Annotated in this window: 17 protein-coding genes and 2 pseudogenes; 15 read left to right on the top strand and 4 right to left on the bottom strand. The window is 56.6% G+C overall.

Features of this window, described 5'->3' with window-relative positions; translation table 11 throughout:
• The first annotated feature begins 165 nt into the window (after positions 1–165).
• The 6 genes from recC (at position 166) to GHO03_RS17550 (ending at position 11,922) form a co-directional block, all read left to right on the top strand.
• Positions 166–3,615 carry an exodeoxyribonuclease V subunit gamma gene (gene recC, locus GHO03_RS17575; RefSeq protein WP_153400266.1) on the top strand — a complete coding sequence of 1,150 codons (3,450 nt, stop codon included), beginning with the start codon at positions 166–168 and terminating at the stop codon, positions 3,613–3,615.
• Positions 3,615–7,304, top strand: coding sequence for an exodeoxyribonuclease V subunit beta (recB, locus tag GHO03_RS17570; RefSeq protein WP_153400265.1), 3,690 nt, complete (start codon positions 3,615–3,617; stop codon positions 7,302–7,304). Before recC ends, recB begins: the two co-directional genes overlap by 1 nt.
• Positions 7,301–9,385, top strand: a complete 2,085-nt coding sequence (gene recD / locus GHO03_RS17565) for an exodeoxyribonuclease V subunit alpha (protein ID WP_095020634.1) — start codon at positions 7,301–7,303, stop codon at positions 9,383–9,385. Before recB ends, recD begins: the two co-directional genes overlap by 4 nt.
• Positions 9,386–9,567: 182 nt before the next feature.
• Positions 9,568–10,143, top strand: coding sequence for a YfiR family protein (locus GHO03_RS17560; protein ID WP_095002461.1), 576 nt, complete (start codon positions 9,568–9,570; stop codon positions 10,141–10,143).
• A complete protein-coding gene (locus tag GHO03_RS17555) occupies positions 10,140–11,411 on the top strand; it encodes a diguanylate cyclase domain-containing protein (RefSeq protein ID WP_153400264.1) in 1,272 nt (423 codons plus the stop codon). The genes GHO03_RS17560 and GHO03_RS17555 overlap by 4 nt, the downstream gene beginning before the upstream one ends.
• Before the next feature lie 7 nt (positions 11,412–11,418).
• Positions 11,419–11,922, top strand: a complete 504-nt coding sequence (locus tag GHO03_RS17550) for an OmpA family protein (RefSeq protein WP_095002463.1) — start codon at positions 11,419–11,421, stop codon at positions 11,920–11,922.
• A 68-nt stretch (positions 11,923–11,990) separates the two neighbouring features.
• Here GHO03_RS17550 and GHO03_RS17545 read toward each other — a convergent pair.
• Positions 11,991–12,113 (bottom strand): annotated as a pseudogene (locus GHO03_RS17545) (LysR family transcriptional regulator); the annotation flags it as partial.
• Between the two features lie 221 nt (positions 12,114–12,334).
• Between GHO03_RS17545 and hxsA2 the strand changes: the two are divergent.
• From hxsA2 to hxsC, 4 genes are read left to right on the top strand one after another with little or no spacing between them, the layout of a single operon-like run.
• Positions 12,335–12,619 carry a His-Xaa-Ser repeat protein HxsA2 gene (gene hxsA2 / locus GHO03_RS17540; protein ID WP_095020635.1) on the top strand — a complete coding sequence of 95 codons (285 nt, stop codon included), beginning with the start codon at positions 12,335–12,337 and terminating at the stop codon, positions 12,617–12,619.
• Positions 12,619–12,921 (top strand): His-Xaa-Ser system protein HxsD, encoded by a 303-nt coding sequence (hxsD, locus tag GHO03_RS17535; RefSeq protein WP_095020636.1) that lies wholly within the window; start codon positions 12,619–12,621, stop codon positions 12,919–12,921. Before hxsA2 ends, hxsD begins: the two co-directional genes overlap by 1 nt.
• On the top strand, positions 12,914–14,371 hold the full coding sequence (hxsB, locus tag GHO03_RS17530; protein ID WP_095020637.1) for a His-Xaa-Ser system radical SAM maturase HxsB: 1,458 nt from the start codon (positions 12,914–12,916) through the stop codon (positions 14,369–14,371). The genes hxsD and hxsB overlap by 8 nt, the downstream gene beginning before the upstream one ends.
• Positions 14,365–15,528: a His-Xaa-Ser system radical SAM maturase HxsC gene (hxsC, locus tag GHO03_RS17525; protein ID WP_095020638.1), complete on the top strand. Its 1,164-nt coding sequence runs from the start codon at positions 14,365–14,367 to the stop codon at positions 15,526–15,528. Before hxsB ends, hxsC begins: the two co-directional genes overlap by 7 nt.
• Positions 15,529–15,889: 361 nt before the next feature.
• Here the strand turns inward: hxsC and GHO03_RS17520 are convergent.
• A pseudogene (locus tag GHO03_RS17520) lies at positions 15,890–16,069 on the bottom strand (LysR family transcriptional regulator); the annotation flags it as partial.
• A gap of 2 nt (positions 16,070–16,071) precedes the next feature.
• Between GHO03_RS17520 and GHO03_RS17515 the strand changes: the two are divergent.
• The 3 genes from GHO03_RS17515 to GHO03_RS17505 all read left to right on the top strand — a co-directional run bounded on the left by GHO03_RS17515 (position 16,072) and on the right by GHO03_RS17505 (position 19,817).
• Entirely contained in the window at positions 16,072–17,565 is a 1,494-nt protein-coding gene (locus GHO03_RS17515; protein ID WP_256668690.1) for a tyrosine-type recombinase/integrase, read from the top strand.
• 791 nt (positions 17,566–18,356) lie between these two features.
• Positions 18,357–18,926, top strand: coding sequence for a hypothetical protein (locus tag GHO03_RS17510; RefSeq protein ID WP_153400263.1), 570 nt, complete (start codon positions 18,357–18,359; stop codon positions 18,924–18,926).
• A gap of 378 nt (positions 18,927–19,304) precedes the next feature.
• Complete coding sequence (locus GHO03_RS17505; protein WP_178110328.1) at positions 19,305–19,817, top strand: HNH endonuclease; 513 nt, start codon at positions 19,305–19,307, stop codon at positions 19,815–19,817.
• Positions 19,818–20,060: 243 nt separating this feature from the next.
• Here the strand turns inward: GHO03_RS17505 and GHO03_RS17500 are convergent, their stop codons facing one another.
• Complete coding sequence (locus tag GHO03_RS17500) at positions 20,061–21,257, bottom strand: HNH endonuclease (protein ID WP_153400261.1); 1,197 nt, start codon at positions 21,255–21,257, stop codon at positions 20,061–20,063.
• Between the two features lie 265 nt (positions 21,258–21,522).
• Entirely contained in the window at positions 21,523–22,470 is a 948-nt protein-coding gene (locus tag GHO03_RS17495; protein ID WP_153400260.1) for a LysR family transcriptional regulator, read from the bottom strand.
• Positions 22,471–22,584: 114 nt separating this feature from the next.
• Between GHO03_RS17495 and GHO03_RS17490 the strand changes: the two genes are divergently transcribed.
• The gene (locus tag GHO03_RS17490; protein WP_153400259.1) at positions 22,585–24,099 is read left to right on the top strand and encodes a CoA-acylating methylmalonate-semialdehyde dehydrogenase; all 1,515 of its coding nucleotides are present in this window, start codon (positions 22,585–22,587) and stop codon (positions 24,097–24,099) included.
• 11 nt (positions 24,100–24,110) lie between these two features.
• On the top strand, positions 24,111–24,428 hold a 318-nt coding region (locus tag GHO03_RS17485; RefSeq protein WP_178110327.1), incomplete at its 3' end, for an NAD(P)-dependent oxidoreductase.

Genomic DNA, 24,428 nt, shown 5'->3' with positions numbered 1-24,428 from the left:
TGTGAGAGTAGGTCATCGTCAAGATTAAATTCCAAACCCCCTGTCTGCTCACGCAGACAGGGGGTTTGTTTTTGTGGGCAGAAAAACAGCCGCAGCTTCAAGCCTCCATTGCCGAGCAATGTTAAGGTTCGCCTTTGGATTTCGCTTTCTCCTAAGGATGCCGTCATGTCGGTTGCTACGCCTCTCAATGCGGGTTTTATGGTGGTTCATGGCAACCGCCTCGATGAGTTACGCAGCCTGGTTGTCAGCTGGATGCGCCTTTACCCGCTGGCTCCTCTGGAGAACGAAATTGCTCTGGTGCAGAGTAACGGCATCGCCCAATGGTTAAAGCTGGCTCTTGCCGAAGATGCCCGCGACGACGACCTCGGCGGCTGCGGTATTGCTGCAGCCGTGGACGTGCAGTTGCCCGGCAGTTTTTTGTGGCAGCTCTATCGGCTGGTACTGGGCAGTGAAGAAATCCCCGCCAAGTCATTGCTCGATAAAGCCCCGCTGACCTGGCGTCTGATGCGCCTGCTGCCTGCCCTTATCGATCAGCCGCACTTCGAACCCCTGCAGCGCTTCCTGACTCACGACACCGATCTGCGCAAGCGCTATCAGCTGTCTGAGCGTCTTGCCGACCTGTTCGACCAATATCAGGTATATCGCGCCGACTGGCTTGAGGACTGGGCCGCAGGTCGCCATCAATTGCGTAACGCCCGGGGCGAAAGCCCGGCCCTGAGCCCGGCTAACTGCTGGCAGGCCGAGTTGTGGCGTGCGCTTCTGCTCGATGTAGGTGAAGAGGGCATGTCACAGAGCCGTGCCGGCGTTCATCAGCGTTTTATGGACAAGATCAACAGCCTCGAGCAAGCCCCGCCCGGCTTGCCCGCGCGGGTGATCGTTTTTGGCATCTCGTCACTGCCTGCTCAGGCACTTGAAGCCCTGGCCGGGCTCGCCCGCTTCAGCCAGGTATTGTTGTGTGTGCACAACCCTTGCCGCCATCATTGGTCTGACATCGTTGCCGATAAAGATCTGCTGCGTCATCAGTACAAACGTCAGGCCCGCAAAAGCGGCATGCCTACAGCACTTGATCTGGATACCCTGCATCAGCATGCCCATCCCTTGCTGGCTGCCTGGGGTAAACAAGGCCGTGACTATATCAACCTGCTCGACAGCTACGACGAGCCCAACAGTTATCGCGCAGCTTTTCGCGATGGCCGTATCGACCTGTTCAGCGAAGTTGAACCGCTTAACCTGCTCAACCAGTTGCAGGACGATATTCTTGAGCTGCGCCCGCTCAACGAAACCCGGGAGCTATGGCCCGCCATCGATCTGGCACAGGATCGCTCAATACGCTTCCATGTTGCGCATAGTGCGCAGCGTGAAGTCGAGATCCTGCACGACCAGTTGCTCGCACGTTTCAGCGAGAACCCTCAGTTGCAGCCACGTGATGTGATTGTGATGGTGCCGGATGTGGACAGTTACGCGCCGCATATCCGTGCTGTTTTTGGGCAAATCGAACGTGATGATCGGCGCTTTATTCCCTACACCCTGGCCGACCAGGGGCAGCGTAGTCGTGATCCATTGCTGATCGCTCTCGAACACCTGCTTAAATTGCCTGACAGCCGTTTCCCCGTCAGTGAAATCCTGGATTTGCTCGACGTGCCATCACTGCGCGCCCGTTTCAAGGTGCAAGAGCGCGACTTGCCAACCTTGCATCGCTGGATTGAAGGCGCTGGCATTCGCTGGGGGTTGAATGCGCAGCAGCGTGCCGGTCTTGGTTTGCCCGAGCAACTGGAGCAAAACAGTTGGCGTTTTGGTTTGCGCCGCATGTTGCTCGGGTATGCCGTAGGCAGTGGTGAGGCCTGCGATGGTATTGAGCCCTACGATGAGATCGGGGGGCTGGATGCCGTACTTATCGGCCCGCTGGTAGCTTTGCTCGATGCGTTGGAAATCGCTCATCAGGAGCTCTCGCAACCGGCATTGCCGCAGCTCTGGGGCGAGCGCCTGCAGGCTTTGGTGCAGCTGTTTTTCCAGGCCGAAACAGAGCACGACGACTACCTGTTGGCCCAGCTTGAAGAGCTGCGCGAAACCTGGCTCGAAACCTGTGAACTGGTTGGTCTGCAGGATGAGTTACCGCTGACCGTAGTACGCGAGGCCTGGCTTACCGGGCTTGACCAGGGCAAGTTGTCACAACGTTTCCTGGCCGGGGCGGTCAACTTCTGCACCCTGATGCCGATGCGGGCCATCCCCTTCAAGCTGGTATGCCTGCTGGGCATGAACGACGGCGACTACCCGCGAGCCCAGCCGCCGCTGGACTTCGATCTGATGGGCAGCGATTACCGCCCGGGCGATCGTTCGCGCCGCGAAGATGACCGTTACCTGCTTCTTGAAGCGCTGCTTTCGGCTCGTGATCAGCTTTATATCAGCTGGGTAGGGCGCAGTATTCGCGACAACAGCGAGCGTCCGGCCTGTGTCCTGATTGGCCAGCTGCGTGACCACCTTGCCAGTGGTTGGCATCTGCAAGGGGGCGGCGACCTGCTTGAGGCCATGACCCAAGAGCACCCACTGCAACCCTTTAGCACTCGTTACTTTCATGAAGGCAACCCTAACCTGTTCAGCTATGCGCGTGAATGGCAGCGCTTGCATGCGCCACAACCGGAGCCCGTTGGCCCCGGCACGCTTGGCGCGCATATCCAGGAAGAACCACTGAACCTGACGCAGTTACAGGATTTTTTGCGAAACCCAGTGCGCCACTTCTTTAGTCAGCGCCTGAAAGTATTCTTTGAGGCAGCGGAAGTACCTTTGGCCGATGAAGAACCTTTCGTACTCGACGCATTGCAGCGCTACACCTTGAGCGACAGCCTGCTTGAAGCTGCACTGGCGCAGCCGGATCAACTGGAAAGCGCCTTGCATACTCGTGCCCAGCGCCTGCAAGGCAGCGGCTTGCTGCCCATGGCCGGGTTTGGAGAGTGCCTGCAACACGAATTAATCGAGCCATTACCAGATGTACTACAGCGCTATCAGCAACTGCTGGCTCTTTGGCCTACACCGCTAAACAGCGCGTTGCCTGTCAGTTTTGAGGATCAAGGTCTGACGTTGGAAGGCTGGCTCGGCAATCTGCATCAGCGTAGCGACAAGGGCTTACTGTCTGTTACCACTATTCCTAATAGCATTGGTGCGATCAAAACCCGGAAATGGCACCGTTTGACCCGGCCATGGGTAAACCATCTGGCAGCCTGCGCCTGTGGCCTGCAGATGACGACCGCCCTGGTGGCCAGTGATGACACCTTGCTGCTCGAACCTCTGGACACCAGGCAGGCCCGGGAGATTCTTGGCAACTTGCTCACTGCCTGGAAAGTCGGGATGAGCCACCCGCTGCCTGTCGCGGTAAAAACTGCTTTTGCCTGGCTGGCCCAGACAGATCCGGCCAAGGCCGATGCGGCGGCGCAAAAAGCCTATGAGGGTGATGGCCAAACCAGTGACGGCGAGCGCCGTGAAAGCGCCGCCCTGGCCCGGCAGTTTCCTGACTATGCGGCCTTGATGGCTGGCGACGAATTCGAAGAGTGGTGCGATGCCCTCTATCGACCCCTTTTTGATGCGCCCTGGCGCTCATTAAACAGCGAGGCATCCCGCTAATGAGCGAGCAAACATTACCGCTGGCCCTGGCATTTCCCCTGCGCGGCAGCCAATTGATCGAGGCCAGTGCAGGCACCGGTAAAACCTTCACGATCTCGGCACTCTACCTGCGCCTGATTTTGGGGCATGGCGGCGAAGAATCGGGTTTTGGCCGTGAGCTTTTACCACCGCAAATTCTCGTGGTGACCTTTACTGATGCTGCCACCAAAGAACTGCGCGACCGCATCCGTACCCGCCTGACAGAAGCCGCACGCTATTTTCGTGGCGAGATCGACGCGCCGGATGCCTTGGTCGAAGAACTGCGTGACCAGTTTGCTCCCGAGCAGTGGGCTGCTTGCGCCGGGCGTCTGGATATCGCCGCCCAATGGATGGACGAGGCTGCGGTCTCGACCATTCACGGATGGTGCCAGCGCATGTTGCGCGAGCACGCTTTCGATAGCGGCAGCCTGTTTACCCAGACCCTGGAAACCGATCACAGCGACTTGCTGGGCGAAGTGCTGCGCGATTACTGGCGGCTGTTTTGCTACCCCATGCACGGCGACGCGCTGAGCTGGGTGCGTGCCAACTGGAGCGGCCCCGCCGCCTTGATGCCGCGCGTGCGAGCGTTGTTTGGTAGCTCGCGCCAGCCAGCCAATGCTGAACAAACGCCTGCACAAATGATCGAAGCCTGCTTGCTGGAGCGCCGCCAGGCATTGGTGCAGCTTAAAGCCCCCTGGTTGCAATGGGCTCAAGAGCTGCGTGAGATCTGCCTGCAGGGCGTGGCCAGCAAAACGGTCGACGGTCGTAAAATGCAGGCCCGTTATTTTGAACCCTGGTTTGAAAAGCTCAGCGCCTGGGCGGCTGACGAAGATCAGGAGCAGCTTGATCTGGGTACCGGCTTCACGCGTCTGACTCCCGACGGTATGGCCGAAGCCTGGAAAGGCGTTGCCCCGCAGCATCCGGGCCTGGATGCCATGCCCGGCCTCAAGGCCGCGCTCGATGCCTTGCCGAGCCCGGACGCCGCCGTGCTGCAGCATGCGGCACACTGGGTGAGTGTGCGTTTTGAAGAAGAAAAACGCCGCCGTGCCGAAATGGGTTTCGACGATATGCTACTGCGCCTGGACTCGGCATTGCAGGCCGATGGCGGTGATCGCCTGGCGACCCTGATTCGTGAACAGTTCCCCGTGGCGCTGATCGATGAGTTCCAAGACACCGACCCCGTGCAGTACCGTATCTTCGAGACCATCTACCGGATTGAAGACAATTGCCCAGACACCGGGCTGTTTTTGATTGGCGACCCGAAACAGGCTATCTATGCCTTTCGCGGGGCGGATATCTACACCTACTTGCGCGCACGTCAGGCGACTGCAGGGCGCTTGCACACGCTGGATACCAACTTCCGCTCCAGTCACGCCATGGTCAAGGCAGTCAATCATGTCTTTGAGCGGGCCGAGCTGCGCGATAGCGGACGTGGGGCATTTTTGTTCCGCGAGGGTTCAGAAAACCCCGTGCCCTTTGTTTCGGTTAAATCCCAAGGGCGTAAGGAAGTCCTGCAGCTTGATGGCCAGCCTGTCAGCGCCCTGACGCTCTGGCAATTGCCCTCCGAGCAACCGCTGTCGGGTGCTGTGTATCGTCAGTATCTGGCGGCCGCCTGTGCCAGCCAGATTGTCGAGCTGCTTAATGGTGGCCAGCAAGGGCGCTGCGGTTTTATCAAGGACGGCGAAGCGCTGCGTGGCGTATTACCTGCCGACATCGCGATTCTCGTGCGTGACGGTAAGGAAGCTCAGGCCGTGCGGAGAGAATTATCTAGCCGTGGTGTGCGAAGCGTTTACCTGTCGGATAAGGATTCGGTGTACGCCGCGCAGGAAGCACATGATGTGCTGGCCTGGCTCAAGGCCTGCGCCGAGCCTGACGTCGAGCGCCCACTGCGTGCCGCATTGGCCTGTATCACCCTGGACTTGCCGCTGGTTGAGCTGGAGCGTCTGAACCAGGACGAACTGGCGTGGGAAAGACGCGTTATGCAGTTCCGCGGTTACCGCGAAACCTGGCGCAAGCAAGGGGTACTCGCCATGTTGCGTCGCCTGCTGCATGACTTTGAACTGCCCCAGGCCCTGATTGCCCGACCTGATGGCGAGCGCGTGCTGACCAACGTCTTGCACTTGTCCGAATTGTTGCAGCAAGCCGCAGCCGAGCTGGACGGTGAGCAGGCGCTGATCCGTCATCTGGCCGAGCACCTGGCCTTGTCCGGCCAGGCGGGTGAAGAACAGATCCTGCGCCTGGAAAGTGACGAGCAACTGGTCAAGGTGGTGACTATCCACAAGTCCAAGGGGCTGGAGTACCCGTTGGTGTTTTTGCCGTTTATCTGCTCCGCAAAACCGGTGGATGGCAGTCGTCTGCCGCTGCACTTCCACGATGCTGCGGGCAACGCCCAGGTCAGTTTGAAACCGACGCCAGAGCTGATTGCCCAGGCCGATGACGAGCGTCTGGCCGAAGACCTGCGCTTGCTGTACGTAGCCCTGACCCGTGCCCGGCATGCGTGTTGGCTGGGGGTTGCCGACCTCAAGCGCGGCAATAGCAATCGCTCGGTCTTGCACCTCTGCGCCCTGGGTTATTTGCTGGGTGGTGGTGCCATGCTGGCCGAGTCGGCGGGCTTGCAGAGCTGGTTGGCCGAGGTGCAGCAAGGTTGCGACGCCTTGCAGTGCGAACCCGTTCCAGCTGCTGACGCGGCGCATTTTTATCCACCGCTCAACCAGGCAACCTTGCTTGAGCCGCTGATCCCGGGCCGCCGCGCCGCTGAAAACTGGTGGATCGCTTCCTATAGCGCACTGCGCATTGGTGACAGCCTCAGCCCGGCCGAAGCACCTGAAAGTGCCTTGGCGCAAAAGCTCTCGGATGATGAGCGCCTCGACCCTGAGGCACCGCGTGAAGTGTTGCTCAGTGGGGGTGATATTCACCGCTTCCCCCGTGGGCCAAATCCCGGGACTTTTCTCCATGGCCTGCTTGAGTGGGCGGGCAGCGAAGGCTTCAAGGCCGACCCCGAAGCGATCAAGGACGCTGTAGCACGGCGCTGCAACCGGCGTGGCTGGCAAGGCTGGATCGAAACCTTGAGTGACTGGCTGCAGCATCTGCAAGATGAACCGCTGCGTCTGAATAATGGTCAGCCCGCTGTGGTCTTGAGTGAGTTGAGCCAGTACCAGATTGAAATGGAATTCTGGTTTGCCAGCCACAAGGTCGATGTTGTGCAGATGGACACACTGGTGCGTCAGCATACCCACGGTGGCGCCGCGCGGGCGGGGGCCGAGCCGAGCCTGCTCAATGGCATGTTCAAGGGCTTTATCGACCTGACCTTTGAGCACCAGGGGCGTTATTACGTGGCGGACTACAAATCCAACTGGCTGGGTACCGATGATTCGGCCTACACCGAGCAGGCGATGACCGCCTCCATTCTGGACAACCGCTACGACCTGCAATATGTCCTGTATTTGTTGGCTTTGCATCGTCAGCTCAAGGCTCGATTGCCCGGCTATGACTACGACCAGCATATGGGCGGCGCACTGTATCTGTTTTTGCGTGGTACCCGCGCCCAGAGACAGGGCGTGTTTTTCACCCGCCCGCCCAGACTATTGATCGAAAGCCTGGACCTGATGTTCCAGGGCAAACCGCTGCCGAAAACAGCTGAACCGGCGTGGGAACAGGGAGTGTTGTTATGAGTCGTTCGTTTGCCGAACTGTTGCCTACGCCATTGACGGCCGAAAGCCTGGCCCTGCTTCAACCGCTGGGCCGGGCCGAGGATTTGCTGTTGTTACTTGAACGCTGGGTCGAGCGCGGCTGGTTGCGCGCTCTGGATAAGGCCTTCGTCGCGTTCCTGCATGAGCGCGATCCGCAGGGCGACCCCCTGGTGTTGCTGGCGGCGGCCCTGACCAGCCATCAACTGGGCCACGGTCATGTGTGCCTGGATTTGTTTGAAACCCTGAAAGAGCCGGATTTTGCACTCTCTTTACCCCCCGAAGGTGATGTGCAAACCGGCGCCATGCTGCTGCCTTCGCAACTGCTTGAGGCCCTGGACGGCGAGGCCTGGTGCAAGGCACTGCAAGCCAGCCCGCTGGTTGAACACGCGGGCCGGTCGTCTGCGGATGCAGCCAGTCGACCCTTGGTATTGAGTGAGCGGCGTCTGTATTTGCGTCGCTATTGGGCCTATGAACGTCGAATCGACGGTGCCTTGCGCCAACGTCTGGCGATGGCTGAAGCGACACCGGCGGATTTGCCTACGCGCCTTGACGGTTTGTTTGGCAGACCTGCACAGGATGCGCCGATTGACTGGCAAAAACTGGCCTGCGCCCTGGCCACGCGGGGAGCTTTCAGCATTGTCACTGGTGGCCCCGGCACCGGTAAGACCACCACCGTGGTGCGTTTGCTGGCGTTGTTGCAAGCACCGGCGGTAGAGGCGGGCACGCCTTTGCGCATTCGCCTGGCGGCACCGACCGGCAAGGCGGCTGCGCGCCTGACAGAGTCGATCAGCCTGCAAGTCAAATCCCTGGAAGTGGACGACAAGGTCCGGCAAAAAATCCCCAGCGACGTGACCACTGTTCATCGCCTGCTCGGCAGCCGCCCCGGGACGCGGCATTTTCGCCATCATGCGGGCAATCGCCTGCCGCTGGACGTGCTGGTGGTTGATGAGGCGTCGATGATCGATCTGGAAATGATGGCCAATTTGCTCGATGCCCTACCTGCTCATGCGCGGCTGGTGCTGCTGGGTGACAAGGACCAGTTGGCATCGGTTGAAGCCGGTGCCGTGCTGGGTGATTTGTGCCGCGACGCCGAAGCGGGCTGGTATACCCCGCAAACCCGTAACTGGCTGGAGCAGGTCAGCGGCGAAAATCTCAGTGCCAGTGGTTTGCAGCAAGACCTGGACAGTACGCACCCGCTGGCGCAGCAGGTAGTGATGCTGCGCCACTCGCGGCGCTTTGGTGAGGGCAGCGGTATTGGCCAGCTGTCGCGTCTGGTCAACCAGCAACTGCCCCGCGAGGCGCGAGCCTTGCTGGCGGCAGGCAGCCATGCCGACCTCTTTGCGTTGCCCCTCAAGGGTGAGCAGGACCGCGCATTTGAGCGCCTGGCGCTGGAAGGGCGGGGGACAGAGGCTAAAGGCTATCGGCACTACCTGGAGGTTTTGCGCGATCAGCGACCAGACACCGAGAGCGGTCTTGAAGACCCGTGTTGGGCGGTATGGGCGGGTAACGTGCTGCAGGCGTTCGAGGCCTTTCAGGTGCTCTGCGCCGTGCGCAAGGGACCGTGGGGCGTGGAGGGCCTGAATGAGCGTATCACCGGCGCCCTGTTTGCCCGCAAGCTGATTGATGGCGACCGGCATTGGTACGAAGGCCGCCCGGTGCTGATGACCCGCAATGATTACGGACTGGGCCTGATGAACGGCGATATTGGCATCGCCCTCACACTTCCCGAGGGTGATGGTCAGGCCCGGCGTCATGTATTGCGGGTGGCTTTCGCGCGTAACGACGGGCAGGGCGGCATCCGTTTTGTACTGCCAAGCCGGCTCAATGATGTCGAGACGGTCTATGCCATGACCGTACATAAATCCCAGGGCTCGGAGTTTTCCCATACGGCGTTGGTGCTGCCCGAAGCGCTCAACCCGGTGTTGACGAAAGAACTGATCTATACCGGTATCACCCGGGCCAAGCACTGGTTCAGTCTGATAGAGCCGCGAGCGGGAGTTTTTGAGGAGGCCGTACAGCGCAAGGTCAAGCGCCTGAGCGGGTTGATGCTGGGGCTGGGATAGCCGAAGTCTTGATCCTGATCGGGGTACTTTTTTATGGGAGCTGGCAAACTTGGGTGATGCCATCGCGAGCAAGCCCGCTCCCACAAGAAATGGCGCGTCCAATGTGACCTGTATCACAGTTAATACGGTTGTCGTGCTATCGTTACGACACTATTCCCATAAAGATCTCAGAGAAATCCCGCATGGATGTGGCTGTCTCATCGACAGAACAGCACTTTGGATGGCGGCTACGGCTGATTTCCTTTTGCCTGTTACTGCTGAGCACTCCTTGTCTGGTTCAGGCTCAAACGCCCATCAACCTGGCGGATCAGCGCGCCAAGGCCGTGACCCAGGTTGTGCTAGGCATCCTCAGTTATGCGCGCTGGCCCACAGAGCCGGCACAACTGCAGTTGTGCGTGATCGGCCCCACCGAATACACCGATGACCTGCTCAAGGGCGCGACCCAGTCTACTGGCCGACCGGTGCAGGTGCGTCGCGTGCTGGCGAGTGACCCCGGCATCGCCAGCAGTTGCAACGCGGTATACCTGGGCAAGCTGAGCGCCGACGAGCGCAGTCGCCTGTTTAGCAGCCTCAACACCAAGGCGGTGCTGAGCATCAGCGAAGACGGTGACCAATGCACCGTGGGTAGCCTGTTTTGCCTGCATGTGCGTGATGAGCAAGTGTCGTTCGAGGTCAACCTCGACTCCGTCGCCCGCAGCGGTGTACGTATTCACCCCAGCGTGTTGCAACTGTCACGCCGTCGGGCGGCGCAGCCATGAGCGGGTTGAATGCGCCGCAACGACGTCGCCGGCTGCGTTCGGTGTTGCGCCGTGGGCATCTTGGCGTGGCACTGGTTGCGGTGACACTGGCCAGCGCCTCCATGACCCTGCTGGGCGTGCTGGCGCTCAAGGTCTATGCCGATCACAACCTGCACCTGATTGCCCGCTCCATCAACTACACCGTGGAAGCGGCCGTGGTGTTTGACGACCCCGGGGCAGCAACCGAGGCCCTGGCCTTGATTGCTTCCACCGAAGCGGTCGCCGAGGCTCAGGTGTATACCGCCGAGGGTGAACTGCTCGCGCAATGGCAGCGCCCGCAAACCGATCTGCTGTCCAGGGTCGAAATGCTGTTGGCCGATGGCTTGCTGCAGCAGCCGATCAGCATGCCGATTTTGCATCAGGGCCAGGAGGTTGGCCGGGTCGTTCTGCGCGGGCATGGCGCCAATATGCTGCGTTTTTTGCTTAGCGGCTTGCTTGGCGTGCTGGTGTGTACCGCGTTCAGTGCCTGGAGTGCGCTGTACCTGTCGCGCCGGCTGCTGGATGGCATTACCGGGCCTTTGCAGCAGCTGGCGCAAGTGGCCCACGCTGCCCGTCGTGAACGTGCGTTCGATCGTCGCGTACCGCCCGCGCATATTGCTGAGCTCGACAGTCTGGGCAACGACTTCAATGCCTTGCTCGACGAGCTGGAGTCATGGCAAAGCCATCTGCAAAACGAAAATGAGGCCCTGGCCCATCAGGCCAGCCACGATTCGCTCACCAACCTGCCTAACCGCGCCTACTTTGAAGCCCGGTTGACGCGCACTCTGCGCTCGCTCAATAAAACGCGGGATAAGGCTGCGGTGCTGTTTCTCGACAGTGACCGCTTCAAGGGCATCAATGATGCCTACGGCCATGCCGCCGGTGATGCGGTGCTGGTAGCGGTAGCAACGCGCATTCGTGCGCAACTGCGTGAAGACGACGTAGTGGCGCGCCTGGGCGGTGACGAGTTTGCGATCTTGCTGACTCCGCTGCACAAAATAGAAGATGCCCAGCGCATTGCCGAGAAGATCATTGCCAGCATGCTGGAGGCCATCGAACTGCCGGGGCAGGTGAGTGTCGTGACATCGCTGAGTATCGGCATTGCCGTCTACCCCGAACATGGTGCAAGCGCCCAGGAACTGCTCTGTGCAGCGGACTCGGCGATGTACCAGGCCAAGCGCCTCGCCCGAGGCGGGCAACATGTAGCGGAGTCGGAGCACCCCGCAAACACCGTAAATATCAGGAGCTAACTCAAAAATGCGTGCATTGACCCAGCGTTATCTGCAGTTTTTCAGCGTTGCCTTGTTGTTGGCCACGTTGTCGTTGACCGGTTGCCAGACTCCCCCGCCAAAGGGTCTGACCCCGGCGCAGATTGCGGTCCTCAAGGAACAGGGCTTTGAGTTGACCGAAGAGGGCTGGGCATTTGGCCTGTCGGGCAAAGTGCTGTTTGGCAGCGACCTTGAAGTGCTTAACCCACAGAGCCAGGAAATCGTTGAGCGTATCGGCACGGCCTTGCTGGGTGCCGATATCCAGCGGGTGCGGGTGGATGGTCACACCGACTCTTCGGGCAAGGAGTCCTACAACGAGCAACTGTCGGTACGCCGCGCCAACAGCGTGGTCAAGGCCCTGACCAAAGTTGGCATGCGCCCTGAGAATATCCAGGTCCGTGGGTTGGGTAGTCGCGAGCCGGTAGCCAGCAACAACACCCGGGCCGGGCGTACGGAAAACCGCCGTGTGTCGATTGTGGTGATTGCCGACTGATAAGCCGGGTCCGTAGCAGCTGCCGAAGGAACGAGGCTGCGTTCGGCAGCTGCTACGGGGCGGTGTGGTCAGTCCGCAAATCTCATTCCGCGCGTTTCGCCCAGCAACAGCGGCGCATTCAGTTCCGTCACTTCGCGGATGTAATCCCATAGCAGGGTGATGCGTTTCAACTTGCGCAGGTCCGCGCGGCATTACATCCAGAGCTGGAAGTAGCGAAAGGTTAATACAATCAATGAATCGCCCTGGTTTTTATGGACTCATAGCCCATTGCTTTAAGCCGTCCGAACTGAGGAGGGCGTCGTCTGTCGGACTGTGATGAGTAAAAGGCCATCTGTTGATTCCAAATTGATATCATTAGTGCGCGCAACTGGCACTCAACAGATAATCAACACATCGATAAGGATATCCCGCAATGAAAAAGCGCTCCTTTCTGGTTCCCCTGGCCACTCTGGCTGCAGCCGTAGCTACAGAGCAGGCTTGCGCTCTAACTACTTATGAATTTGTCGAGCCCGGCTCGGAAGCCAAGAACACATTTCAAGCTGAAGTTCAAAGCGAGAACCTTTTGGTCCGCGGTGGCAACGATCTGTTCGCCTTTGTTCTCAAGCGCGGTGATCAGGGACAGATGATGGCTTCCCACAGCTCCCATAGCTCCCACTCTTCGCACAGTTCCCATAGCTCCCACTATTCGGGTCGATAATGGATTTCTCTCATAAGCTCGTTTTTGATGAGCGACTTTATGATGCGCAGGTTTTGCAGAAAGCTGCATATCGATCGATCAATGTCCTGACGGTTGATATCACGCCCGAAGGGGGGCAGTTTGTCTGCGCTTTGTCATCGAATATCGGCGTTGACGAGCAGTCTTTTCTGTCTGCCGTCCAAGAGTTCAAAAAGGATGCGCTAGATTATCAACTGCGCCACCGATTGGCAGTTGAGACGCAACCGATCAAGAACCTGATACTCGGACTGGCCTTTTCAAAAACCGGACTGATTAGTGAGTAAATTCCAAAAGCTGGAGTTCTACGCGCAGCAACGTCCCTACGAGTTGCTGCCTTTCAAATTCGACCGTCTGAATGACGACGAGTACGTCATTACCAACATGGCAGGCGAATTTCATGTAATACCAGTGCCGATGCTTGAACCGATCATTAGTAAGACGCTTCCACTTTCATCAGAGCTGATCCCTACTCTTCGATCCAAGCACTTCATTCGCTTCACCAATGAGCAAGCGCCACTGCAACTCCTGGCACTCAAGATTCGCACGCGATTGTCCAGGCTGGCCGAGTTCACCAATCTACATATCTTTGTAGTGACTCTTCGGTGCGACCATAGCTGCCCGTACTGCCAGGTTTCAAGGCAGTCGGAGAGCAAAGGCGAATTCGACATGACCACAGAGATGGCAGACAAGTCACTGGACTTCGTCTTTAGGTCTCCCAATCCAGCCATCAAAATTGAATTTCAGGGTGGCGAGCCGCTGTTGAACTTCGAGATGGTGAGGTACGTTGTTCTCGAGGCCAAAAAACGTAATATCAAGGAAGGGCGTGACCTACAGTTCGTCATTGCGACCACGCTTTCGCTTTTGACCGATGATGTGCTCGACTTCTGTAAGCAGCACAACATCGCTCTTTCATCTTCGCTCGACGGGCCAATGGATCTGCATAATGCAAATCGCCCGCGACCAGGCCGAGATAGTCATCAGCGTTTCGAGGAAGGCTTGAATAAAGCCCGTGCAGCCCTTGGCTATGACCAAGTTTCAGCCCTGATGACAACCACAGATAAGAGCTTGCCACGAGCACGCGACATCATTGATGAGTACTTGCGCCTGGGCTTTGATGGCATCTTCCTCCGCACGCTATCCCCCTACGGCTTTGCGATCAAGACCAAAAAATTCATGTCGTATGATACGGAGCGCTGGCTGGAATTTTACAAGGAAGGTCTTGAGTATATCCTTGAGCTAAACAAGGTCGGCATACGATTTGTAGAGCAATACTCTTCGCTCGTACTGACAAAAATGCTGACCTCAGGGGACCCTGGGTTTGTTGATTTGATGAACCCTGCCGGTGCTGGTATCGCAGCCATCGTGTTCAACTATGACGGATCGGTCTATGCCTCAGATGAAAGCCGTATGCTTGCTGAAATGGGTGACCATACGTTCCGTCTGGGCAACATTCTTGAGCATTCATATGAGGAGATCATCCTCTCTGATCAGCTTTTGGATGCACTGGAAAACTCTTTCACCTTGAGCGCTCCAATGTGCTCTGACTGTGCATTTGAACCTTACTGTGGAGCTGAGCCCGTCTACCATCACGCCATACATAAGGACGTGGTAGCAAGAAAACCTGAGTCCTCTTTCTGCAAGCGAAATATGGCGATTTTCAAGCATCTCATTGAGCTGATGGGAAGTGATGAGCAAACAAAACGGATTTTTATGGGTTGGGCCAACAGATGCTGAAACTCGGCGGAAAGATTATCCGCATTCATGCGGTTAATGTTCATAGGGATCTCACGCTGCTCAAGGTGTCGACCTGCCGGAGTTTGCCTGAAGTCTTGCGACGGGAAATAGCCTACTTGGTTTCCGATCAGGAGATCCCCCGAGGATTCGCGCACTACCTTCTACTTGAGAAACATCGACAGTTGGTTGAGGTACTGCCTTCCGACTCGGATTACTCGATCCTACCGAATGACTACAGCTACATTGGTGACGGTGACGTTATTCGGCTTTCAGCTGATCGACAGAGCATTAGCGTTCTTTTTCGAGCGTCGTCGCCGCACAACAGCATATTGGTTACCGAGCAGTGTAATCATTACTGTCTTATGTGTTCACAACCGCCTAAGGCCGCTGATGACTCATGGATACTTGACGAAATCGAGAGCCTAATTCCGCTTATTCCAAGAGATACCCGCGAGTTGGGTTTTACTGGGGGCGAGCCGACAACCAATCGGGAGCGCTTCCTTAAAATCATCAGCCTGACCAAAAGTTATCTGCCGAGAACCGCAATCCACATTCTTTCGAACGGGCGCAGCTTTAAAGACCCAGCGTTCGCTGAAAAGTATGCGCAAATTGAGTTGCTCGACGCGATGATCGGAATCCCTGTTTATTCAGACGATCCGACGCTGCATGACTACATCGTCCAGGCTCAAGGCGCATTCGACGAAACCATTCAGGGCATTCTCAATCTGAAGCGCTTGGGCCAGAAAGTTGAGATCCGAGTGGTCATTCATAAGTTATCGGTGCAGCGCCTGCCTGAATTGTGTGAGTTCATCGCACGTAATTTCCTGTTTGTTGATCATGTGGCGCTGATGGGCCTTGAAATGATGGGCTTCACTAGGGCCAATCTCGATGAGCTGTGGATTGACCCAGTTGAGTACAAAGACACGCTGAGCAAATCGGTTGGAATTTTGGCCAAGTACGGCATGAATATCTCGGTCTATAACCATCAGCTGTGCTTAGTGAATCCAGACATCCAGCCCTACTACCGTAAATCAATCAGCGACTGGAAGAACGAATACGCGCCTGAGTGCCAGAGCTGCACAAAACAGCGAGAATGCGGGGGTTTTTTCGCATCAGGTGTTAAATTTGGCTACAGCAAGCACCTAACCCCATTCTGATGTAGGACGCACAATGTCCTCGTTGCAAGCATCTGGCTTGCTCGTAGTATTTGCGTAGGCAATTTCAGGCATGCTTTGACGGTGAGGGGGCTACGGGCCATTTCCCCCCCAGCGCCAACGGCCAGAAAAATCGACTTCGAATAACGTTCGGCAGATGACGATTCCAACTCAGGTATCAGATTGGTAATGGGGCACCCGCTCAGGTGCCTAGCCGATGCCCGTATGGGGGCCTTTTTGCGGCTGTGTGCGCCACTGTAAGAGCCGTTTCGGCTATCTGCTCCTGTACCAGTCCTGTCACAAATCGTTGTCAAGGATATACAGACCATTGTTAGGATGGGCTTCCATTTCTCCCTGTAGATTCTCAGTCCACAAATCTCATCCCGGGCGTTTCGCCCAGCAACAGCGGCGCATTCAGTTCCGTCACTTCGCGGATGTAATCCCATAGCAAGGTGATGCGTTTCAACTTCCTCAGATCTTCGCGGCAGTACATCCAGAACTGCAAGGAAAGAAAGGTTAACCCAATGAATACGGGGGCTAACCGCCATGAACATCCTTGCAGAGCATCGTCCTGTCACAAGTGCTGTCACAAGTTTTGCCGTTCATCTGAGGCCGACCACCCGGCTCGCCAGGCTCTACCACTATCGACGCAACGGCATTTACTATCTGCGCCTCCGCGAAACTGGCAGCACCACTCGGACTGCTTCCGTTTCCCTCAAGACCACCGATAGACGAGCCGCTATGGACGCTTCACAACGACTTGCAGAAACCATCAAGGCTTTCCATCTGGATCATCCCAAGGCGACCTTTAGCGAGCTGAAGGAGCATCTGCTGTGGGTGGCTGAGGATCTGCTGTCGACTGCTCATGAGGTTCATTCGCTGCGTGACTGGGGCGACCTTTACGAAGACGTGAAGACGAACCTTGCTGAAATTGCTGCCACGATGCCGCTCAGTGTCGATCAGCACGAGCATGTGATGAACGCTAAGCAGGTGATGATTGCTGCTCAGGCACGACTACAGGGTGATTCTGTACCGTTGGTGAAGATCATCCGGGATCTTGAGGGCGACCATGGGCAAATGGGGGAGGGTGTCTCTGCTTCCCTATCTGTATTAGCGTCGCCGTCGATGACCTTCGAGACCCTCTCGGAGCTTTATCTGGCTGATCGTGGGCAAGACCAGAAAGATTCGACACTTAAGGAAACCAAGCTGTGTCATGGAACCCTCTCTGTGCATCTGGGGGGGCTTGATCTACGGAATCACTCAAGGGCTGACCTTGTGGCTCTCCGAGATCGACTGTCTGAAGGTCGGATGCCCTCGACGGTAAACAAGCTGATTGTGAAGCTCTCGGCTGTGTTTGCATGGGCTGTCGAGAATGGTCATCTGGTCAAAACGTATGACAAGAAGCTGAAGCTGACTAAGGGCCTTGAATCGACCCGTAAGGCGTTCTCGCAGGTTCAGGTAGTGAAGGTCATGGAGTATGCGAATGTACTTCCAGAGACCTCATGGAAGCGCTGGCTGCTTAGTCTTGGGGTCATCACTGGCGGGCGTCTTAACGAAATTTCCCAGTTGAGCACGAGCGACATCAAGACGTTTGAGTCGGGGATTACGGCCATCCATATCAATGAAGTCGGGGAGGGCAAGTCTATTAAGAACAAGCGCAGTGAACGACTGGTCCCATTGACCGATGGCGCATACGGATTCGACCTTGCCGCATTCTTACAATATGTCGAGACATGCAAAGCCAATCAAGGCGAGTCACTTGCGCAGATTGGGTACAAGACAGCTGGGGATTGGGCGAACCGACAAGCGATTCCTGAAGCGCTTGGCGATGATCACAAAGCGGGGCTTACCTTTCACTCACTCCGTCATTCCTTGGCTTCGCTGATGCAGGTGAAGGGCGTTCCTACAGTTCACGCTCAGGCCGTTATGGGCCACGCGTCGGGGACCATTACGTTCGACACATATGGCTCGGGGGTGCCCGTAGAGGTCATCGCTGAGATGTTAAGGCGTTTGCTTGGACGGGACTCTGAAAGCCGCTGAACTGCTTGTTGGGACCGAGGAGTCGATCTTGGGGCATTCGTTGGGATGATTAGCTATGACCTATATGAGTGCTGTGCAGGTGGAACGGATGGCTGAGGTTCTGGCAAAAGCTTGGGTAGTAGCTAATTGATGCTGTAGTTTTCCGCTTTTCATCAACTCTTAAGTACGAGGTAGCTATGACGCTTTGCAAGGCAATGACTTTATCGGTGGGTCTTCTATTTGTAGGCTTGATAGGTAGTTTGACTGTGTTTTTGGCAAAGTGCCTATGGCTGAGTCTCTCAGAAGGCAGCTGGATAGTTGCGCGCTACATTGAAAATGATTTCCGGCGTGCTGTTGATTTTGGAGTAATGGCGGTTCTGCCTGGCTTAATCGCAATGACTGTCACCGGATGTTGGTTCTTGATTCGCCGTTTCAACGATCCGACTTAATTTCATGGGTGTCGAGCTGGAAGTCCTCGTGAGTCACCCTGAGCACGACCTGTTCCATCTTTATCGCGTTCCTACGTGAAATCTGACCGACTAACTGGGACTTGGTATTGCTGCTTGCGCGTAGGAGTGTAGCCATCCATTTTTATTGTATGGTTATTTAATTGCTGCTGTAAAAACCGCCTCTCTGTAATCGCCGTGATGACACGTTCGACGTCCTACCCATGTCGTTAGATGGGGTGATGCTCGCGGTGATTGTGGAGCAGTCGGCGGGCTTGGAAAAACCCTCACTGTATGTGGTTGTAGAAAAACCCTCACTGTTGCGACAGGCGCCCGCTTGTCGATCAACCAACATGAGGGCCAGCCATGACCACTTTCACCGCAACCGCTCATTTTCAAGCGTGGGCAGCGCAACGCCGAGCCGACCCGAATTTACCCGCAGACGCCGCAAAGGCTGCTGCCGGTGTTCGACGAATCCGGGCAGAAATTCGAGAAAACCATCAAACCGCTAACAGCTTCGTTGAGAAGCCAAATGGGCTGCGTCGAGGACGACCACCGCTATCTACAGCGAATCCTGTAGCTCATATCATTCACTTGATCAGCTCCAATCGACCGCAGTGGCTGGACGATATTGTGTATGGCTCAGTTGCGACAGCAGTTGGTTCTAATAAAGGTCAACTTCGAGTTCGCTCGGGAGACGTTTTGGCCGCTCTGCGCCTTGAAATCATCGTAGTCAAAACAATACAGCAGTCAGGAATGTCGAATCGAACGGCGCAAGAAATCGCAAAAGCGGCTCGACATGCCGTTCACGGAATCGAGAGCTATTTAAATCGACACTCGGCCAAGCTGAAGCAATTGACCGCTGCGGCTGACTTGGTAGCCAAACTGGCGCACCAATCCGATTTAACGCGGGGAGTTATAGGAAAGGCCGCATAGCGAAACTTTCAGAATGTCTGTCTGGGAGTCAAGTAATATCTGCAGTTCAATGAAGGTCACTCTTACTGGGGAGACCAGTTCGATCAGTTTATCGTTGCCCAGCAGTACGACTTTATATAAGGGTGGCGGTGGCATAAGCAATCAATAGCGATAAGGCCATCAAAAGTAAACTCACTATCCGCTGGGCGCCGGCAGTGGGCGCCTTTGGGTTAGACCTGAAAGCGCTTAAACATTCAGTCAGTTCGCCAATGGGAGTCGAAAATCTATTGATTATGCTCGCGCGGTCGTCAAGAAATGTTGGGGCGCGAAGGAAGGAAAGACACAAGGTATAGACCCTCACTATTGAGAGCAACCCACTTCGATAGAGGAGACCCAACCATGACTACCCACATCCCAATGCCTTCCCTGACCGATCTTCAAGCCACCTATGCGATTGACCCAGCGAGCCCCTCGGGCTTGTCCCGTATCAAAACTGCCCGAGGCCCTAATGGCAAAGTCGGCCCTGTCGTTAGCATAGGCACGGACGGCTATTACCGTATGCAGTTCAAACACCAGTTCTATAGGACCAATCGAGTAATCTACTTTATGCATGCCGGGAGCGATCCCGCTGAACTTGTTGTCGATCACATCGACGGAAATAAGTTGAACAACAGTGTGGATAACCTTCGAACTTGTACCGTTCAAGAAAATCTATGGAACGCCAAGCGAAGGAGCAATAAGTCTGATGGTCTCCCGAAAGGAATTATAAGGTACGGCAACAGCTATGCAGTAAAAGTCAGTATTGGTGGCGACGGGCCGATTATCAAGATCTTCGATAGCCTTAGCGCTGCCATTCAATATGTCGATCAAATCCGCAAGCGATACCATGGAGAGTTCGCAAGGAATAGCTAAGTTCGCGTATGGGTATTTCTGCGGCATCGATAGGAAATACAGACGTTCTTACTATTGCGACAGGCACTCCCCCTCGTCACTCAGCCAGCAATAGGAGGGCCCGACGATGCCGTACGATTTCCAATCGACTTCGCACCACCAGCCATGAACTGACTTTCGACACCCAAGCAGGCGAAGCTCTTGCGAGCCGAAAGGCGGCCATAAAGAAGCACTCCATCATCACTGACGGAGGTACCTACATCTTCAGTCGCCCAGCGGTTCTATGTCTCGCAGCCGAAGCTGTAGTCTGGTATTCCAAGCTTCCCCATCTTCACCTGAATGGATGCGACGATGACAATTAGGGCAAACAGCTCCGACCCATGCCGGATGGTCTGGGCCTTCGTCTGCCAGGCGATGGGTGTGGTGAGGTTCGAGGTAGGGGGTGCCGTCTTTCTTTTTGAAGGGGGCAGGCTCATCGCAGGCTTCACACTTACCGTTCGCCCTGGCTATTACATAGCGCTTCACGGCTTCACTTCGCTTGAACCACGACCGTTTTACTTCTGCTGGGTCGGTTTGGACTGGCTGCTCATTGGCAGCAGTGTATGCGGCCGTTTTCAGGGTTGTAATGCTCGGAGTAGTAGACGGGGCGGATTGATGAGGGGCCTGATAAGGTGATTCAGAATGAGCGTCTGTGGAGACCGGCATCAAATTAAACACAATGGCCTGACGGCTTTTGTTTTCCTTGTCTGGGCGCGTTACGAATGTCCAAGATGCGCACTCGAAAACCCCTTCGTAGCGGACGCCTTTGCCTTTCCCCAGGTCTTTGAAAAGCATCAAATCATTGCCATTTGCTCTGTGGTCGCGAATTGCTTTGTTGCCCCCGGTGAATGTCATGGGGCCGTTTTGACCTTCGCCGGTGTACATAAAAACGCCATCAATCCAATCGTCGTGGTATCCATACGCTTTCCCGCTCTCACCAGAGAACAAGAAAACGACCGGGAAATTCTTAGGAGTCCAAATACCAGCTTGTAGCTGCCCTCCATACGCGGCTCGAAGATCTTTTCTAAAGTAGGTGGATCCGCGGGTCAGAAAGAGAGCCGGGTGTGGGGTTTTAATGACAGAAAAACCGAGTCGAGCGAAGCACTTAACGACAGTTTGTTCTCCCCCGGAAAACTCTGAAGCTTTGAGAGGTATGCCGTGCTGCTTTCCGTATGCAACACCAGCGATTGCTTTCGAGTCGTACATCCGGCCGTCGTATTGAAGAACGTAGCTTCTTGATGGCTTGTACCCGTAGGTCTCAAGGAAGGATTCTCGGCCACTCGATTCAAATTCCTGAATGGCTGCCAATACGGCATCGCGAGACGTTAGGTCGTTCAGCGATCTGCTCAAAGAGATTTCCTTCTGAAGTAGTGTGGGCAGATAGCTTAAATCTACCTCCCGGTCTTTTGACGGGTCATTCATGGGACGGTCACGTAAGTCTTTCAGCTGGAATCTGACAGAAATTTCCGAGACGTCACCTCATTGATTCATTCGCGCGCACATTCCCCCGGTACGCCCTCGCGCAGGTGCCCATCCCGATCCCCCTGTGGGGGCCTTATCGTGCATGTGTACGCCACTTTAAGACTCCTTTCGACTGTTACAAGTCCTGTACCAACCCCTGTCACAACCCGTTGCAAACCCCATGCTGAGCCCGTTACGATGGGTCCACCTTTCTCCTTGTAGATTCTCAATCTGCAAATCGAAGATCCCGCGTTTCGCCCAGCAACAACGGGCGATTCAGCTCAGTGACCTCGCGGATGTAATCCCACAACAGGGTAATCCGCTTGAGCTTCCTCAGATCCTCGCGGCAGTACATCCAGAACTGCCGTGTCAGGGTGACCTCGCCCGGCAATACCGGCAGCAAACGCGGGTCCTGGGCGGCCAGAAAGCACGGCAAAATCGCCAGCGAGCGGCCCTGCTGCGCTGCCACGAATTGCGCAATCACGCTGGTGCTGCGCAGGTTGGCGCTGGCGCCAGGCAGCACGTTGGCCAGGTACAGCAGCTCCGAACTGAACGCCAGATCGTCCACATAGCTAATAAAAGTGTGCTCGGCCAAATCCGCCGCCCGGTTGATAGGCGGGTGCTGGTCCAGATACTCCTGGGTGGCATACAGCTGCAAGCGGTAGTCGCATAGCTTGCAGCACACATAGGGCCCGTGTTCCGGACGCTCCAGCGCGATCACGATATCCGCCTCGCGCTTGGACAGGCTGATGAAGTGCGGCAGGGGCAGGATATCCACTGAAATGGCCGGGTAGGCGTCGACAAAATGGCTGAGCTGAGGGGTGATAAAAAAGCTCCCGAACCCCTCCGTGCAACCCATGCGCACATGCCCGGACAACGCCACCCCCGAACCCGACACCTGCTCGCAGGCCATATGCAGGGTACTTTCGATGGCCTCGGCATAGCCCAGCAAGCGCTGGCCCTCGTTGGTCAGGGTGAAGCCGTTGGTGCGTGATTTTTCAAACAGCAGTGTGCCGAGGGCAGCCTCCAGCGAACTGATGCGTCGCGATACGGTGGTGTAGTCCACCGCCAGCCGTTTGGCCGCAGTGCTGGCTTTACGGGTACGGGCCACCTCGAGAAAAAACTTCAGGTCGTCCCAGTTCAATGCGCTTAACGATGTGATGTTTTTTTGCATGTTTGATCGGCTTTTATGTGCGTTCTTATTAGAAGAACGCACACCTATACTCCAAAAACAGTCCTGCGACCAATCTGGACAGCCCTACTTAAAATAATAATGCCGGAGACTTCCATGAACGTTTCTACCACCCCGTACCAAAACGCCCGCCTGCTGATCGATGGCGAATGGGTCGAGTCGCAGACCACCGAGTGGCACGACATCATCAACCCCGCCACTCAGCAAGTGCTGGCCAAAGTACCGTTTGCCACTGCCGCTGAAGTCAACGCCGCCATCGCTGCCGCCCAGCGCGCTTTCCAGACCTGGAAGCTGACGCCCATTGGCGCGCGCATGCGCATCATGCTCAAGCTGCAGGCGCTGATTCGCGAGCACTCCAAGCGCATCGCCACTGTGCTCAGTGCCGAACAGGGTAAAACCATTGCCGACGCCGAGGGCGATATTTTCCGCGGCCTGGAAGTGGTCGAGCATGCTTGCTCCATCGGCACCTTGCAGATGGGTGAATTCGCTGAAAACGTTGCGGGCGGGGTGGATACCTACACCTTGCGCCAACCTATCGGGGTCTGCGCCGGGATCACACCGTTCAATTTCCCTGCCATGATTCCGCTATGGATGTTCCCGATGGCCATCGCCTGCGGTAACACCTTCGTTCTCAAACCGTCCGAGCAAGACCCGCTGTCGACCTTGATGCTGGTCGAGCTGGCGCTGGAAGCCGGGGTTCCGCCGGGTGTGCTCAACGTCGTGCATGGCGGCAAGGATGTGGTGGATGCGCTGTGCACCCACACCGATATCAAAGCGGTTTCGTTCGTTGGCTCAACCGCCGTCGGTACCCACGTTTATGACCTGGCGGGCCGTCACGGCAAGCGCGTGCAATCGATGATGGGCGCGAAAAACCACGCCGTGGTGTTGGCCGATGCCAACCGCGAGCAAACCCTCAACGCGCTGGTCGGTGCCGGTTTTGGCGCATCCGGCCAACGCTGTATGGCTACCTCGGTGGTGGTACTGGTGGGGGCGGCGAAAAAATGGCTGCCGGACCTCAAGGCGCTGGCGCAAAAACTCAAGGTCAACGCCGGCAGCGAGGCGGGTACGGATGTAGGTCCGGTGATCTCCAGGCGTGCTAAAGAGCGGGTACTGGGGTTGATCGAAAGCGGCATCAAAGAAGGCGCAGTGCTGGAACTGGATGGCCGCAACATCAAGGTCCCGGGTTTCGAACAAGGCAACTTTATCGGGCCGACCCTGTTTTCAGGCGTCACCACCGATATGCAAATCTATACCCAGGAAATTTTCGGCCCGGTGCTGGTGGTGATTGAGGTCGATACCCTCGACCAGGCCATTGCACTGGTCAACGCCAACCCGTTTGGCAACGGCACCGGCCTGTTTACCCAAAGCGGCGCTGCAGCGCGCAAGTTCCAGACTGAAATCGATGTGGGCCAGGTCGGTATCAATATCCCGATCCCGGTGCCGGTGCCGTTCTTCAGCTTCACGGGTTCCCGTGGCTCGAAACTCGGCGATCTTGGCCCGTACGGCAAGCAAGTGGTGCAGTTCTATACTCAAACCAAGACCGTCACCAGTCGCTGGTTCGACGATGACAGCGTGAATGATGGCGTCAACACAACCATCAATCTTCGTTGAGGGCACACAGCATGAATATCGCATTTATCGGCCTGGGCAACATGGGCGCACCAATGGCGCGCAACCTGCTCAAGGCCGGGCATTCGCTGAACCTGTTTGATCTGAACCAAAGCATTCTCGCCGAGCTGGCCGCCCTGGGTGGCCATATCAGCACCTCGCCTCGGGAGGCCGCCCAAGGCACCGAACTGGTGATCACCATGCTCCCGGCTGCTGCCCATGTGCGCAGCGTGTGGCTGGGTGAGGACGGTGTGCTGGCTGGCATCGGCGCAGGTGTACCCGCCGTGGATTGCAGCACCATCGACCCGCAGACCGCCCGCGATGTCGCCGCT

It is taken from the genome of Pseudomonas sp. FSL R10-1339 (assembly GCF_009600545.1).
GTDB classification, from domain to species: Bacteria; Pseudomonadota; Gammaproteobacteria; order Pseudomonadales; family Pseudomonadaceae; genus Aquipseudomonas; species Aquipseudomonas bubulae.
The sequence above is the reverse complement of the archived record's forward strand: the minus strand, read 5'-3'. Positions and strand labels throughout refer to the sequence as shown.